A 16589-nucleotide genomic window follows, 5' to 3' on the forward strand; every position below is an offset into this window, starting at 1 on the left:
CATTTTTCACCCATTTTAAAAACGAAAAAACCTATGAAAAAGGTTGTTACAATGGCCCTGCTGTGCATGGCCGCCGTTTCTTCAAAAGCGGCTTTGTTTATTACCAACAATACTGCCTGCCCGATCAGTATGAGCATCCGCGGACATGATGCCAACCACACCGGTCAATGCACACTGCAAAGTGTTCAAGTAACGGTAGGCGCCGGCGGTTCCCTGGCCTACAACAACGTGGCATCCCTCAATACTTCTCCCGGTTGGCAGGGCGGTCTTATGGCCGTAACCACCGGAGGCCCTACTGTATGGGGTTGGGATGCCATCAAGTACTTTGCGGTATCCGGTGGTGTTTTCGGCGGTGGCCTGGGTTCCGGCTGCAGCTCTCCTACTTCAGTTACTTTCCCCAGCGCCTGTGGCGGTGCAACCGTAACCGGTACCTGGACAACTGTAGGTAGTAATACTTTTATCGATTTTAACTAAAGAGAACTGATGAGACTATTTTGAAAGGTTTCGAGCCTGTCACATTGAGCAAAGTGGAAATGTAAACAGGCTTGCGCTGTTGTTTTTGTTGTATTTCGAACCGTTCAACAGAACAAAATGACGGCCTTGAGAATAGTTTCCTATCTGGCGAAGCGGCTACAGCCGCTTCGCCTACCTTTTCAAAAGTTTTGTTATCTTAACGGACACACATGCTTCAGCGCTTACTATCCGGCTTTATTTTCCTGCTGCTATCTTTGGATGTATCGGCACAAACACCGCATTTATTGACAGATACCGTTCAACTGGAAGAATTCGTGATCGTGAGCCGGAAGGCGATAAGCCGTAAAGGCGATACAACCATCTACGTGGCCGACTCTTTCTATAATGATGCGTCTGCCGTAACAGAAGATATTCTCAAAAAAATGCCGGGGATAGATGTCAGCTCTTCCGGTAAAATATCGGTACAGGGCAAGGATGTGACGCGCATCTTTGTCAATGGTACGGAAATGGAGGTCAATGATATCCGTTCCATCACACAGAACTTACCCGCCGAGATCATCGATAAAATAGAAGTTACCGACCTGTACCCGGAACAATCGCGCCTGTCGGGCATAAGGGAGGGCCCTGGCGAGAAGATCATCAATGTGCGTATGAAGGAAGACATCGACGGGGGCGTCTACGGACGCGTGTCGGGTGGTGCCGGTACCCATAGCCGGTATGCCGGGAACAATTTCCTGAATTACATGAACAGCCGCCTCCGGATCACATCGACCGGCTATATCACCAATACAAATAATACAGGTCTCAACGATGACAATGACGCCGGTGGACAAAACCCGCCCAACCAGGGCCTCGTGGTCCAGAAGGATATCAATACCAATTACGTGTACAATAATCCAGGGTCAAAGCTGAAAGTGTCGGGTGCTATCGAGGTGCTGAGCAAGCAGAAGACCCTTGATGAAGTGGCCGAACGCAGGACGTTCCTACCGGGAGATACTTACTTTCAGCATCGCAACGGCAGTCAACGCAATACCAACGATCTTTATAAACTGAATACAAGACTGGAATACCAGGCTGACCCTTCCACCACATTGGTAATGGCGCTTAATGCTAATTACACCCGCACCGAAGGATCACAGAACAGCGTGGATTCCAATTACTACGGCAGCGGCGCAGGCGGCCGGTTTTCCCGCCTGGGTGATGCCCGTACCATACGGAATACACCAGGAGCATCGCTACTGCTTTCCTATATGAAACGGTTTGCCACGCCCGGCCGTACTTTATTTGTCAGCCTGGACAATCGCTTCCAGAGCAGCAATATAGACGGCTATAGCAACAATACCAGCTTCAGCAATGGGGTACAGAGCGGCGATCCGAACAATAATACCACCGACCAGCATACCCGGGAGAGAAATACCACGTTTTCCCTTCAATATACCGAGCCGCTGGGCGATAAGCACCGCCTGGCTTTCGACTATTCCATGCAACTGTTCAGCAGCAAGGATCATAAAGATGTTTTCACGCCGCAAACAGGCGACCAAAGCCTTTTCGATAGCCTGCAGAGCTATATTACCGAGTACAATTACCAGCAGCATACCGCAGGCATCAAGTATCAGCTGTCTCTTAAAAACCTTACCGCAGGCATCGGCTTCAGAAGTCAGTTCTTCTCGGGTAGCAACCGGAATATATACGAGGCCAGCACAATCCGGAACAATAAGACGAGCTATATGCCGGTGGTGAATGCGCGCTACAGGCTGAGCAATAAGGACGAGCTCGATTTCAGCTACTCGGGCAACATGCAACCTCCGGATATCAGCATGCTGCGGACTGCTCCCAATTACCAGGATAGCCTGAACATATTTATCGGTAACCCCGATCTGAAGCCGGAAGTGCAGAACAATTTTGCGCTCAGCTATAACCGGCTCAACCCCAAGACGGGCGCCTCTATATGGGCCACCGTCACCTATAACCAAACGGCCAATCGTATTGTCAATAAAATAACCCTGATCGGTAACAAGCAATACACGCAGCCGGTCAACGTGGACGGTAGTAGCCTGGCGACCTCAATCAGCTTTTCACGCAACATCACTAAGCCCTTACGGATCATGTTGGCATTACAGGCAGGCATGACCGATAATGCGAATATCACCAATGATGTGCAGCAAACAGTACGGGTATACAACCTGCGGCCGACGTTGCGTGCCAACCTGACGACTACATTGCTCGAAGGACAGGTTGCCTATACCTATGGTATGAGCAGGACCGAAAGCCAGCTGATGTATGGCAACAACAATATTAACACCCATTTGCTGTCCACAGATTTCAAGCTACATCTCCCGGCTTATATTACTCTGAGCGGTAGTGTAGCCTATTCGGCCAACCAGGGCTATTCGGATGGCCTTGACCGGAACTTTGTACTGATAGGAGCGGGTGTGAATAAAGAATTTAAAAAGATACCCGGCCTGTTTCTGAAGGCGCAGGTTGCCGACCTGCTCAACAGTGAGCCCAATATCCAGCGCACCATCGGCGACAATTATATCGAAGACCGGACCTATAACAGGCTGGGGCGCTACTTCCTTTTCTCCATCATGTACCGGTATAAATATTTCCATTAGCAGATTCCTTTCGACAAGCATTTCCCGCTACCTTTCCGGTAGATGCACTTTGGAATGGATTTTGTAGACGGCTTATACTATCAATCATAACCTCCCGGATAAGATTTTACGAAGAAAGCGATATACCAAAAGATATCGAAAATATAGCCTGTACATGAGGTAGCTTCGATATAAAAAAAGCCACACTGTTTAAAGTGTGGCTACAAACCAATAAGCCGGAACCAACGGCTATCAGAACCCATATGAACCTTCGTTTATTGTATTATCTTCTTGAAAATTGGTGATTTTTTGCCAGAAATAATAACGCAAACCTAACCAACCCATTAATGCGTTCTTGTAGAAATCAAGCCACGGTAGCAGCGAGGAGGGATGCACCAGAGACGGCGCATCCCTCCTTAACTTATCGCTCTTCACCTATTCAAGCTTCTGCTATTTCTGCTTCCGGCCAAAAGAATGGATTTGACCTTGTACAATATACCTGTTAGCCATAATATTCATAAGAAGGATCAATCCCTGATCAGCTTTTGGGTAACAACAGCGCCTTTGCTATTGGTTGTTCTGATGAGGTATATGCCCGGGGATAAGTTGCTGAGGTCAATAACCGCGACAGTCTCCGGATGGCTGGCATTATAGCTGTACAATAGGTTACCGGTAAGCGATACCAAGGCCACCTGCGTTATTGCAGCAGCGCAGGTAATGGTAACATTATCCGCGGTAGGATTGGGATACAAGGTAACCGCTTCCTCTGTTGTGCAACGGCTAAGATTTACCGGCGCTATCGCGCTGTAGCGATACTGGCCGTCCTTGCTTGCCAGTCTTAGCCGGTAATACCACTGGGCGGCGCCGGGCGCTTGGTCAGCAATCGCGTAGGCTTGTTTTGTATCGAGGTACTTCAATGTAGCTACCGGATGAAATTGGTTGTCTGTGCCGCTGCGTTCTGCGGTAAAGAAAGCAAAATCATTTGGGGCGGCCACTATCCAGCTTAAAGCAACGTCGCAGCCGGCAGCCCTGGCGCTAAAAGCAGAAAGCGCAACCGGTAGCGGTGTATGCGTAGATACACGATAATCCTCTACCTCGCCTTGCGGCGCAGCACCGAAAGGAAATGCGACAGCAACGGCATCGGTAGAAAGGCGTAAACGCATATAGGCGTCTGGCGCCGCATTGCTCAGGTTAGTATCCACAAAGACCATATTGTAGACTACGCTGCCGCTGTTGGCCGGAACCAGGATCTGCGAGGAACGTTTATTGGGAGCGCTGAAGTTGCCGTTGCCATCATAATCGAGAAAGCCATTTACATAGGCAGGGAAGTTGGTATTGTTCGTTACCCGCACCTGGTAGGTTGCCGTATCCCCGTTAATCACCGGTACGGTGCTGAGCAGACCATCTTCCTCAATACCGTCCCCGTCTGCATTGGTACCTATAGCCTTGGCTGCCGGTTCGGTGCCTGGGGCAATAAGACCCAGGTACAGACCGGGCAATACGGTGCAGCCTGCGGCGATGTTCACCGTGCTGTCGTTAAGGTCATAGCTGGATGGCGCATCGCCATAGTCGTAGCTTACGCCATTAATAATAACCTGGCAGCTATAAGATGCCTCGCAGCCGCTATCGGACAAAGCTGTAACTGAAAGCGCAGCATAGCCATTGGCTATATCGCCTGGCGTAGGAGTATAGGTGGCTGCCGGTGTCGTAACCGAACCCGTATTGGTCAGCACACCTACGGTAGCACTGGTCAGCGTTACGGAAGCGGCATTGGCAGCGCCGGCGCTAAGGACGATCGTGCTACCAGTAGTAACCGGGGCCGGACAGGTCCAGGTAATAGCCGGTGCGGGATTGATCGTAACGCCGGTGGCATCCTGCGTTGTATCGCTGTTGCCGGTGGCATTGTATACTGAAGGAATGCTGCTGATGAAGGAAGACAGGTTAAAGTCGGTAGCACCGGCCGCAAGATCGATCTTAAAGGTGCTGGTGCCGGGAGGTAGCTGTTGTAGCGGCAATTGCTGCGCACCGCTTTTTCCCGAAAGCGCATAAGCGACATTGGGATAAGCCGGTGACAAAACATCGGGCCGGGCCAGCTGCAGGCCGTTGGTCAGGCCATAAGGCTCGCTGGCAAAGGTAGCACCGGCGCCGGCCAGGTCCAGGTTCTGTATCAAATTGTGCAGGATGATGCCGGAGGGCAGGGGCTCGGTATTGGGGTTATTGATGGTTACGGTAGCGGTAACATAAGTGCCTGGCCCGGCGCAAATATGCGAAGGAATAATGCCTACAGTGGTAGTGATGGCTTGTGGCAATTGTGTGCAACCTGTCGCAGCCGGCACGATCACATCATCGCTGGTATGGTTGGCCAGCGCGCCGTTATAACCATTGAGGCCCGTAAGGGTATCTGCCGCAAATGCTGTGTCAGGGAAGATAAGCGTGCCTGGCGTACTCGTCGTTATGGCTACGCTGGCGTTGAAAGTATCTGCTACACCTGTTGTAGCCGTATCCTGGAACACATAGGTATAGGTCACGCACTGACCGGGCGCGATATTGGGCGCGGGCTTATAGGTAAGCTGTAGTGTGGATACCGGCACTGCTCCGTTGAATATATGTCTGTTACCATGCCAGAAAAAGGCCATAGCAGAATTGTTGGTCCAGTCCGGCTGGTTAACCAACTCCTGGGCTACGGCCGTTACTTCCACTGTTTGTACGGCGGGTGTAGCAGAGCCGGTTACCGGCGCGGTGTTGCTGGTCGGATGGGCTTCCCAGGCATTGCCGGGATGGTTGGTGCTGTTGTCCCACATACCGGCATCGCTTACTTTGATCCCGCCGATAATGGTGGAGTCGCCGCTGGCCGCTATCTTGGCAGTAAGCTGCGCCGAAAGGATCGTAGCGCCGAAAGGTACGCCGGAGCCTGCGCTTACCGGTGGAAAAGTAAATACGCCATTCGCATAGTACGCCGGCGTGAGCGTTGGCCCAAACTTAAAATTGGCGCCCACAGCGGAAGTGTACCCATTGGGAGGGTTAGGAAGAGGGACAACATTTGAATAACCATCATAACCCTGGGTTGCAATATCCGCCCCCGGGTTGGCCATATCGGCGGTCTGGACCGTTGTACCGGTCGCATCGTTGGCGCTGCTGACCAGCACGAGATGATGGCTTCCGGGGATCATCTTTGGTACGACATTATTCGCGGCGACACTTCCTGTATTACATACCTGCACCTGGTAGGTCACCTTCTTATCGCAGCCTACGGAAACGGCCGTATTCGATACATTCAGCGTTGCGCCTGAAGGACAGCCGGCACCCTGCAATACGGCGCTGATATTGTTGAAGGGGTTGCCTTCCAGGGTATCCATCATCCGGGGATGCAGGTCATAAGGCAAAGGCGTAGCCCCTTTGCCGCCCGTAGTATCCAGGTTCACTACGGCCACAGCCCTTTTCTGGTAGCGCAATGATGTATGGCTGAAGGTGTAGGCCTGGCTGCCTCCGGCCGCGATATTTTCGGCAGGATGAGCATCGACTGCCAGCAAGTCTGCGCCGGTATTAGGATTGCTGTTATAAAAAGCCGTTTGCAGCATGCCGGAAAAAGCGACACTGCTGGGATTGCTTACCGTATAGGAAATAGTGCCGGTATTGCAATCAAAAGTATTGGCCGTCACGGTAAGGTCCCATTTGGGATCCGGTAATGCTGCAGAGCAGGCTTGGGACAATATACTACTGATAACTGCCGTAGCATTGGTATTGAGCGTGACGTAATCCGTAGCCGCGAAGTATAAGCCGCTGCTGGCGCTGGTTTGCAGCTCGGGAATGTTGACAGCATCTGCGATGGCCAATACTGCTACGATACCGCCTGCTGCCTTTACATAACCGGCGTAATCTATGATGCTGGCCGAGGCCTGGCCTGGCGAAGCATCTGTAAGCACCAGCAACAATTTGCGTGTCTGCCGGGTGGGTACAAGGGTTTCGTTAATGTCCTGGAAGCCTCTAAGCAGGGCATAGTTCACATTTGTTCCTCCTGTGAAGCTACGCGGCGCATTTTTGTAGGCAATAATATCAGCGAGACTTGTCGTATAATTCAAACCGGCTGCAGGAAAGCTGTATTGATAATAGGCTTCGGTAAATTCTGAAAGCACTATACGGTTCTCCGTATTGGCATTGCCTAAGGAATGTGCCTGTGCCAGCTTAAGGATAAAATCGCGTGCCTGCATATTTTCAGAGGCATCTACGGAACCGCTCTGATCATTGAGTATCATAATATCCAGGCCGCATTGTGCCTGGCTGTACCGTACAGATAAGCAAAGCAGGAGGCAAAGCAAAAAGGGTAGTTTATGCTTCATAAATAGATGAAGTATTTCGTTGTAAGGAATGAGGGTATGGCGCTATTATTGGCAATCAGGTTTTGGTTTCGGAACAGTAAGCGAGGTTTTTTAACCCAAAACGTTTGCCAGAACATAGCCGGTGGACGAGGTTGAAGCCGATGCTTTGCCTTGTTTGCCGGTAGTGATCTGCTGCATCTGCTTCAAACCTGCAACTACGTGGGAAGTAAATGGTGGAAGTTTTTTCATAAATGGTATGTTGGTCGGTAAAAATCGGCACAAAATTAGCCAAGCAACCGCCGCCGTTCTGTAGAAATATAGCCACAGGCTGTGTCCTCTCTTTGCTGGTCATGGTTATACACGGTAGCTGTTACCTTGGCATACGATTTAAGATGCATCACAGGTATATAAAGCACAGCGAGTGCCCATCAGAAACTATACCTTTCCTTCCCGTTGTCGGGGCTGGCCTGGGGGAGCTGTTTTCTCAAAGCTGGAGGGGCTGCGGCTCCTTCCATACAGCTATTTTTGGTTTATGAGATTTTACCATTATTTACAGACAGCATATCCGGTACAATAAGACAAGCATAGCAGGGGATGTACATCAAAAGAACTAGCCGGCATAGGGATTCAAAGGCAAAACGACGATTGGCTCATTGGCGTAGGAGCCTTATAGGTATACTGATTCTGGTATTTCCTGCAGCGGCATGTGCACAGCTGGAGCTCTATAGTAAATGTAATACGGATCGATCGATCGAGCCGGTTATCAATTATTATGGGAGCAGGAAGATAAATAAACAATTTGCAGTCACTTTTTTCGGGCTGGTACGCCAGAAATGGGGCCAGGCTTTGATCGGAGCAACTTACATACCGTCGCCCAATATAAATTTATCGGTATCGGCTGGAATAGAAACGGGACAAACCCGTCTGCGGTATTCTGCAAGCCTATGGCTCAAGCGGGGAGAGAATACCTTGCTGCTGCTGGGAGAGCTGGGCAAGGGTTATCAAAATTATCTTTACAAGGTTAACGTGTTTCACCGGTTTTCAGATAAACTTAGTTTGGGGATCATGGATTGGCGTTATCACGGCCTTGGCCCCAATTTCCGGTATACTATCGCCGGAATAGCATCCACTCTTTGGGTAATGCCTGCATACGATCATGAGCAAAAGGTGGCCCGGTGCATGGTCGGATGGAGCCTGAGTATGTAACTATAGTCTGCGAAATCGTTATAGCCGTTCAAATGATCTTCCGCAGCAGTTCGAGCGACCTGGTAATTTCCCGCTCATTAAGCGAAGCGAATCCCAGCCTTAATCCATTGGGTTTGCATACCTCGTTATCGTAAAAAGAACCGTCCCCAAGCTGCAGCCCTTTTTTTAAAGCATTTTGCGACAGCACTTTCAGATCGATGTCCCGATTAAATAATGACCATACAGCAAGGCCCCCTTCCGGTATGTCAAACGATAGAATGTTCCTAAAGCTGGTATTGAGTATCTCGCAGAACAGATCCCGGCGCTGCTGATAGACCTTGATCGTCTTACGGAAATGCCTTTCCATTTCCCCGTTATCATAGAGGCACGAAAACGCTTCCTCCAGAAGTGAGTCGCCTTGTTTGTCGATAAGCTGGCGGAGAGAGGAGCAGGCATCAACAAATTTCTGTTCGGCAATTAAAAACCCGATGCGGAGGGCGGGCGCAAAAGTTTTGGTAACAGAACCGATATAGATCACATTGTGGTTATGATCTATGCTCGCTAGCGGAATATAGGGTTTATTGTTGTAATGGAAATCGAAATCGTAGTCGTCCTCGATGATAGCAAAATGGTACGCTCTCGCAAGCTTTAGCAGTTTCATCCTTCTATCAATGCTCATGGTCACCGTAGTAGGGAAATGGTGGTGCGGGATGATATAGACTGCCCTGATCGTTTCCCGTTTTAAAATATCCTCAAGCACATCGACATTCATTCCGGATTCATCCACGGGAATTCTTACCAACTGCGCACCGGCGTACCGGAATATCTCATCGGCAGAACGGTAATTGGACCATCCTACGGCAATTTTGTCCTGTGAACTGAGCAGCAATTGTGTCGCCAGATAAATGCCCATCTGGCTTCCCTTCGTAATTAAAATATCTTCCGGGCTGATGGTTAGCCCCCGGGTATCAGCCAGATGGCTGCATAGCGCCTCGCGAAGACTTTTCGCACCCTTGGGATAGCCATATTTGAGGAAATTTTTCCCATAGAATTTCCTGGACAGGCTCCGGTACTCACGCATTAACAGATCAACCGGGGTCAGGCGCACATCAGGAAAGCCGTCGTCGATGGTTAAGATCGATCTTTGGAAATTGTCGCTCCCTGGACTGCTCTCAAAGGGATTGCTCCAGGTAAAAGAGGTTGTTTGCTTGCCGGGATCGTTGACCAGATCTTCCGTTTTATACCTGGATACGGTGGGAAGTTTTGACAGCACGAAGATCCCCTTGCGTTCGACCGACTCTGCCCAGCCCTGGCTGATAAGTTCCTCATAAGCCAGCTTCACGGTATTGCGGTTGACCCCTATAAGCCCCGATAATACCCGGCTGCTGGGTAAGGCATCTGCCGGCTGAAGAGTGCCGCGGGTAATCAGGCTTATAAAACCGTTGCATACCTGCACGTATATTGAGACATTCGACGCTCTATTAAGCCGTATAAGGGTTTTGTATGGCAACATCTCAGGAGGGTATTTTGAGCATACAGGCTTACGGTCTGGATAGGGTTGGGGAAAGGTGGCTGTATATTTACAATCAAATGTAAAATAAAAACTGCTCCAATCAGGTAAAAGGAGCAGCCATATTCTTGCAGACGCCATTGGATTACCGTGCTCAGGCAGGCTCCGGTGCTAAACGGATTGCAATGCCGATCCTGTTCCAGGCATTGATCGTTATGATGGCGAGGATCACCTGAGCGAGGTAGCTCTCTCCCAAAGCCGCCAGCGCTGCTGCATAGGTCTGATCATTCACCTGATTTCCGATCAGGGTTACCTCTTCCGTTAAAGCGAGTATGGTACGTTCCTCATTGGTGAAAAACGATGTATCACGCCATGCGCTAAGAGCATAAATCCGTTGTTCCGTTTCTCCGTTCTTACGGGCCTCCCTCGTGTGCATATCGATACAGAATGCGCAGCCATTGACCTGCGATGCTCTGATTTTGATCAGATCCTTATGTACTTTCGCAAGCGGGGTGCTTTCGATAAATCTTTCAAGACCCAGGATCGCTTTGTATCCGGCTGGTTCTACCTCGTCAATTTTAATACGTGTTGTCATGTTGTGTTTATTTTCTAACTGTGTGCTGCTTTGCCGGATTTATACGGTGCATTTTACTTTTGTTCCGGATGGTCACGGCTTAGGTCCGGAAATACATAGCCGGTAGACCGCAAGGATATCGTTCTTTATTTTTCTGCAGTAAGTAAGGCCCCGCTTGCACAAGCTCCGGCATAACGCTGTTAAGCTGAGTGACTATTTGTGCTTCTATCGAGACATGCTCCTCTTTGAGCGCTTCGTCGTTCCGCCCGGTGCCGTTTATCGCCGGTGTATGGATTTTTTCGATCCCCATGATCCCGAAGACCATTTGCAGGTACTAGCTCTGGAAACCCATATGTTCGTTGCTCAGCCGCTTGCTGAAGGAGTTTCAGGGCCTGGCGCCGGCGCTTATGATCAGGATATTTTTCATATGAGCAGTTTCTTTTTACCTATTGCTTCCCTTGAGAAGCTTATCCAGGCTCCAGCTGTAATGAGGTATAAAGGATAAGAGCAAGCCTGCTGCCGATGCGGTAAAGACCCCGTAGTTAACCGGTTTCTGTATCCCTACCGAAAGTGTCATGAATACGATGAAGGTGAGGGTGACCAGGGAAGCCCCGAGCGCGGCATATCTTGTCTTAAGGCCAATGATCAGGAAAACACCGATCAGCAGTTCCGCTACTGTAGCTATCCCACCCATAATATTGACCAGGGGTCTGTCGAATATGGGCATTAGTGTGGCGGTATAATTGATGAAGTTTTCCCAATTGCCCCATTCGATATTTCCTGTGCCGGGCTGGCCCAGTATGCCTAGCCTGTCGCAGACGGGCGTCAGAAATGTGATGCCAAGCGCCCATCTTAACAGCAGCTGGGGGATTTTGAATTTGTCTTCCATGTTTTTGTATTGAATTTTAGTGACTATCCGGATATAGGAAACAGGATACAATTTGCTTCTACATAACGGTTGCTGAGCTCGTCGAAGCACCATCTTGTCCTTTCGACAAGCTCAAGGACCGGCTCTGTTTCCTATATCCGGATACTCAGATGATTTTTTTACAAAGGTACCGGAGCCCTGGACTGGTTTATTGGCCCAGATTCATCAAAATACATGGCCCAGTGTTCGTTTGCATACCAATGTACGGATGCCAGGTGGCTCCGCTGCTTTATTTCAGGCCGCAACCATCTGGGCCATACACTTTGCTGAAAGTGGTATGCTGTCTCCGTTGTATAGGGCACTACTTTTGCTGGCATGCTGGTGTTGGTAAAAATTATGCGTAATGATGAATATTGACAGATGGAAAGGGAGCGCATTGGTCACCGCTGCCGCCTGTTGCTATGGCATGCTTGGCACCTTTGTCAGGATGGCTTATCTTGATGGCTTTACCACCGCAGAAATAACGATTTCCCAGTTCTCCCTGGGATTTTTAGGTCTGCTGGCTTTAAGCTTCATCAGTTCTAAAAGAATGGCCGGCCAAGGTAAGCGGCATACAACGTGGAAAAGCTATATTAAGGTAGTGGCTGCCGGAACCTCGCTGGGGCTCACAAGTATCTGCTACTATATGTCGGTAAAGTATATAACGGTAAGCTTGGGCATCGTCCTGCTCCTGCAAGCGGTATGGATGAGCATCGTTGTTGAAAGCATATTGTATAAAAAGCGTCCGGGTAGGTTTAAGATCATTTCCGTTTTCATTATTCTGTTGGGGACCATTCTGGCGACAGGTGCGCTGCAGCGGTATAGCGGGATCCATTGGCCGGGAATAGGTTGGGGACTGTTGGCTGCAGTCTGCTATACGGCGACAATGTATGCTGCAAACAACCTGCAACGCCGGCTTCCTCCCCTCAAAAAGAGTCTCCTGATGGTATCAGGAGGGCTTATTATCGTCCTGCTGGCCTTCTCTCCAGCCCTGATATCGGGGTTTTCGCTAAAGATATTCCTGAACTGGGGACTGCTTGTTTCCTTATTCGGTACGATTCTTCCCCCCATATTATTTGCAAAGGGAATGCCCCTTACCGGGATGGGCCTGGGCGCCATGCTGACCTCCATTGAAGTGCCGGTTTCCATCTTGTTTGCTCATTGTTTTTTGAGAGAATCAATAACTTTGCTGCAGTGGCTGGGGGTTATTTTGATCTTAATAGCGGTCATCTTGAATAACCTGCGGCAGGGTATCCCTGCTGGAACCTAGATGGTCCTGCTTGCACTTTGTTATTAACGGGAACAGATATGTAGCTTTGCATAGCGGTTACATAAACATGACAAACACAGCGATAGTCGATATACTGCTCCGTTACCTGAGTGACAAGATCATTTTATCTTCACCGGAAGTCGATATGATCAGATCAGTCTGTATCGTTAAAAAGCTCCGTAAAAAGCAATACCTGCTCCAGGAAGGCGATGTGTGGAAATACCATGCTTTTGTTTCCTGCGGCTTTCTGCGCACCTTTTCCGTAGACGATAAGGGCAACGAGCATATCATGAATTTCTCTCCCGAAAATTATTGGGCCGGCGACAGGGCCAGCTTAAGCAGCGGTAACCCTTCCCGGTTTTTCATTGAAGCTATCGAAGATTCACTGGTAGTGCTGATCCTGGATCAGCATTTTCAGGAATTATGTAACCGCATACCACAATTAAATGAATTGGTAAATGCGATTTTGCACAAAAGCTTTATTGTATCCCAGGACCGTATTCATACTCATATTGCTTTGTCTGCTGAAGAAAAATACACCTATTTCCTGGAGAAATACCCCGGCATTGCTAACCGCATCCCGCAGCACATGATCGCATCCTACATAGGAGTAGCACCAGAGACGCTTACGCGTATCAGGAGGAATAATGTAAAAAAGTAGCAAACCCATTGACATTTGTTTGCTTTTTTTTCGAGTATTAATCAATGGAGGCAGGCCGCTGCGCCACCCATCTTTGCATCATCAAATCATTATTAAAAAAGACAACGATGAGCAAAACAATTTTCATCACAGGTACCAGTACCGGATTCGGCAAGTTAATGGCTATTACCCTGTCAAAGGCTGGACATACGGTTATTGCTGGGATGCGCGAAACCCGTGGCAAAAATGAACCCATAGCAAAAGAGCTTGCTGCATTGCCTGGTGTAGCAGTGGTAGATATTGATGTAACCAATGATCAGTCTGTTCAAGAGGCATTTGCCTCTGCGCTGCAGCGGCACGGCACCATTGATGTGCTGGTGAATAATGCCGGTCTGGCGGGCTTCGGCTTGGTAGAAGCCTATTCTGTGGACCAGATCAAAAAGCTGTTTGAAGTCAACTTTTACGGTATTATCCGTACCTACCAGGCAGTTCTTCCTGCTATGCGTCGTGCAAAATCGGGATTGATTATCAATCTTACTTCAGGCGCCAGTGGCCATGCTATGCCCTTTATGGGACCCTACCTGGCTTCAAAATTTGGCGTGGAGGCTATAACAGAGGCCATTCAGGATGAACTGGCCCAGTTCAATATTGAGAATGTCACCATTCAGCCCGGCGTATATCCGACGGAAATGAACACAGGCGGCAAGGCGGGCGTACCAGCCGATAAAACAGAAATTGCCAAAGCGTACGACCCTGTTGCCACTGAAATGTTTAACGCTATAGGAGCAGGCTTATTTGGTAAGATGGCCGAATTTGAAATGGACCCGCAAGTAATTGCAGATGGTGTGCTGAAGCTGATCGATATGGAAAAAGGAACCCGTCCGTTACGTTATCCTCTAGATGCCATTGCCCGGGGTGCCGATATTGAATTCATCAAAGCCAGAGCTGAGATGAAAAAAAAATGGGTCGCGGCCTATACCAGCTAAACATCTCTCTGGAGACGCAACTGTTCCGTTGCAGGGGATGAAGACCGGAATGTACCATGTAGAGACCTATGAGGTTGTGAAAGCCTTATAGGTCTCTGCATGGCCATCTGATCGTTTACAGTTGACTCTTTCACTCATACGACTCATAATGCTGACGGCCATCGGCAAGCGCCTCGCCAGCCGTTTGGGTATGTATAGAAAGCTCCCTCACGAGCGCGACGATCGCTTTTGTATCATAACAGTATAATGCATGGAGCTCTTGTTGTGTACCCTGAACCGCGAAGGTATCGGGCAGGCCCAGGCGCTTTAGTGTGGCGGTATAGCCTTGCGTCACCATAAATTCCATGACGCCGCTACCCACCCCGCCGGAAATACAACCATCTTCGATCGTGATCACAGTGGAAAACTGCCGGAATACCTCGTGTAACAGCGGTTCATCCAATGGCTTAAAGAAACGCAGGTCGTAGTGCGCTATATCAAGGCCATCCTGTTCCAGCACATCGCAGGCTTCCCTTACATATTGCCCTACAGGACCCAGGGAAAGGATGGCGATATGTTTACCTGGCCTGATCTTTTGACCTTTTCCTATTTCCAGTTTACGGAAACCCGCAGAAGCCGGATCACCCTTGCCTGGCCCTTTGGGGTAGCGGATAGCAAATGGCCCGTTGTCTGCAGTCTGCGCTGTAAAAAGGAGATCTTTAAAATCTTCCAGGTCTATAGGAGAAGCGCCGGTGATATGAGGTATACACCTCAGAAAAGCGATGTCAAAGGCGCCGTGGTGTGTGGGACCATCCTGTCCGGTGACGCCCGCCCGGTCAATGCAGAAGACAACGGGCAGCTTTTGTAAAGCGACATCGTGGATCAATTGATCGTAGGCACGTTGCAGAAAGGTGGAATAGATAGTACAAAAAGGGATCATGCCATCCGTAGCAAGCCCTGCAGAAAAAGTGACGGCATGCTGCTCGGTGATGCCCACATCGAAAACACGTCCGGGCATCCTCTTTTTCATAGCGGTTAACGCACTTCCCGATAACATCGCAGGGCTTATGGCCATAATACGGGGGTTCTTCTCAGCCAGCGTTATCATGGTTTTGCCAAATACTTCCTGGAAAGTGGTCGTTTGCCTGGCCGTTGCCTTGCCGGCCAACTTTATACCGGTCGCTTTGTCAAATGCGCCTGTTGCATGCCATTGTTCCTTATCGGTCATAGCCGGCGTAAATCCTTTTCCCTTGACTGTAACGCAATGCAATAGCTTGGGACCAGGTATTTGTTTCAGCTTTTCCAGTACGCTGATCAGGTTTTTAAGATCATGCCCGTCAACCGGCCCGAAGTACCGGATGTTCAGCGCTTCGAAGAGGTTGCTATATTGCAGCAGGCCTCCTTTTGCAATCTTTTCCAGCTTCCTTATTATCGCTGCGGGCCCTTTGTCTCTATGATCGCCTGGTGCCAGCAGCTTTTTTATATGCCGCTTCAACGCGTTATAGTGTTTATCGGTCGTCAGCCGCGTGAGGTAACTTTGTAAGGCGCCGGTATTGGCATCGATCGACATATTATTATCGTTCAGCACTACCAGCATGTCGGGCTGCTCATGTCCGGCATTATTTAGTGCCTCAAAAGCCTGTCCCGCCGTCATAGCACCGTCGCCGATAACGGCAATATGCCGGCGGCTATCTTCACCCCTGTGTCGGGCCGCAATAGCCATACCCAGTATCGCCGATATAGAAGTGGAGGAATGGCCGGTTCCGAAAACGTCATATTCACTTCCCTCCATGGCAGGAAAGCCGCTGATCCCACCCAGGAGCCTGTTTGAATGAAAACGATCTTTTCTCCCGGTTAATAGTTTGTGCGGATAGGCCTGGTGCCCCACATCCCAAACCAACTTGTCGACAGGCGTATTAAAGACATAATGCAGGGCAACTGTAAGCTCGACAACGCCCAGGCTGGAGCTGAAATGGCCGCCGTTCGTGGCTACGTGATCTATTAAAAACGACCTCAGTTCCCCGCAAAGTTCTTGTAAGGAAGCAAAGGGAAGGCTTCGAAGGGCAGCTGGTGTATCTATTTTGTCAAGTTCCGACATCCGGTAATCTTTTTCCCAAAATTAAATGGTCTAGATTTGCAGTACAGATACACATT

General features: G+C 49.5%; 13 protein-coding genes. 6 read left to right on the forward strand and 7 right to left on the reverse strand.

Annotated elements, in window-relative coordinates; genetic code table 11:
- The first annotated feature begins 33 nt into the window (after window positions 1-33).
- Both DZK30_RS23280 and DZK30_RS23285 read left to right on the forward strand, forming a co-directional pair.
- The gene (locus DZK30_RS23280) at window positions 34-474 is read left to right on the forward strand and encodes a hypothetical protein (protein WP_118976605.1); all 441 of its coding nucleotides are present in this window, start codon (window positions 34-36) and stop codon (window positions 472-474) included.
- A 209-nt stretch (window positions 475-683) separates the two neighbouring features.
- Window positions 684-3089, forward strand: coding sequence for an outer membrane beta-barrel protein (locus DZK30_RS23285; protein ID WP_118976606.1), 2406 nt, complete (start codon window positions 684-686; stop codon window positions 3087-3089).
- 506 nt (window positions 3090-3595) lie between these two features.
- Here the strand turns inward: DZK30_RS23285 and DZK30_RS23290 are convergent.
- Together DZK30_RS23290 and DZK30_RS26105 are read right to left on the reverse strand one after the other, a co-directional pair.
- Window positions 3596-7405, reverse strand: a complete 3810-nt coding sequence (locus DZK30_RS23290; protein WP_118976607.1) for a T9SS type A sorting domain-containing protein — start codon at window positions 7403-7405, stop codon at window positions 3596-3598.
- Between the two features lie 90 nt (window positions 7406-7495).
- Window positions 7496-7633 carry a hypothetical protein gene (locus DZK30_RS26105; protein WP_162903382.1) on the reverse strand — a complete coding sequence of 46 codons (138 nt, stop codon included), beginning with the start codon at window positions 7631-7633 and terminating at the stop codon, window positions 7496-7498.
- Between the two features lie 396 nt (window positions 7634-8029).
- Between DZK30_RS26105 and DZK30_RS23300 the strand changes: the two genes are divergently transcribed.
- Entirely contained in the window at window positions 8030-8590 is a 561-nt protein-coding gene (locus DZK30_RS23300) for a hypothetical protein (RefSeq protein WP_118976609.1), read from the forward strand.
- Between the two features lie 28 nt (window positions 8591-8618).
- On the opposite strand, the gene pdxR is transcribed toward DZK30_RS23300, so the two are convergent.
- From pdxR to DZK30_RS23320, 4 genes are all read right to left on the reverse strand, one after another.
- Window positions 8619-10082 carry a MocR-like pyridoxine biosynthesis transcription factor PdxR gene (gene pdxR / locus DZK30_RS23305; RefSeq protein WP_162903383.1) on the reverse strand — a complete coding sequence of 488 codons (1464 nt, stop codon included), beginning with the start codon at window positions 10080-10082 and terminating at the stop codon, window positions 8619-8621.
- A 151-nt stretch (window positions 10083-10233) separates the two neighbouring features.
- A complete protein-coding gene (locus DZK30_RS23310) occupies window positions 10234-10674 on the reverse strand; it encodes a carboxymuconolactone decarboxylase family protein (protein WP_118976611.1) in 441 nt (146 codons plus the stop codon).
- 79 nt (window positions 10675-10753) lie between these two features.
- A complete protein-coding gene (locus DZK30_RS23315; protein ID WP_162903384.1) occupies window positions 10754-10963 on the reverse strand; it encodes a hypothetical protein in 210 nt (69 codons plus the stop codon).
- 132 nt (window positions 10964-11095) lie between these two features.
- On the reverse strand, window positions 11096-11542 hold the full coding sequence (locus tag DZK30_RS23320) for a DoxX family protein (protein ID WP_162903385.1): 447 nt from the start codon (window positions 11540-11542) through the stop codon (window positions 11096-11098).
- 382 nt (window positions 11543-11924) lie between these two features.
- On the opposite strand from DZK30_RS23320, the gene DZK30_RS23325 reads away from it, so the two are divergent.
- The 3 genes from DZK30_RS23325 to DZK30_RS23335 all read left to right on the forward strand — a co-directional run bounded on the left by DZK30_RS23325 (window position 11925) and on the right by DZK30_RS23335 (window position 14456).
- Entirely contained in the window at window positions 11925-12830 is a 906-nt protein-coding gene (locus DZK30_RS23325) for a DMT family transporter (protein WP_205529546.1), read from the forward strand.
- A gap of 67 nt (window positions 12831-12897) precedes the next feature.
- On the forward strand, window positions 12898-13491 hold the full coding sequence (locus tag DZK30_RS23330) for a Crp/Fnr family transcriptional regulator (protein ID WP_205529547.1): 594 nt from the start codon (window positions 12898-12900) through the stop codon (window positions 13489-13491).
- A 44-nt stretch (window positions 13492-13535) separates the two neighbouring features.
- Window positions 13536-14456 (forward strand): SDR family oxidoreductase, encoded by a 921-nt coding sequence (locus DZK30_RS23335; protein ID WP_240432979.1) that lies wholly within the window; start codon window positions 13536-13538, stop codon window positions 14454-14456.
- Between the two features lie 130 nt (window positions 14457-14586).
- On the opposite strand, the gene dxs is transcribed toward DZK30_RS23335, so the two are convergent.
- Window positions 14587-16533 (reverse strand): 1-deoxy-D-xylulose-5-phosphate synthase, encoded by a 1947-nt coding sequence (gene dxs, locus DZK30_RS23340; protein WP_118976615.1) that lies wholly within the window; start codon window positions 16531-16533, stop codon window positions 14587-14589.
- Window positions 16534-16589: the final 56 nt, after the last annotated feature.

It is taken from the genome of Taibaiella koreensis (genome assembly GCF_003545715.1).
In the GTDB taxonomy this organism is placed as follows: Bacteria; Bacteroidota; Bacteroidia; order Chitinophagales; family Chitinophagaceae; genus Taibaiella; species Taibaiella koreensis.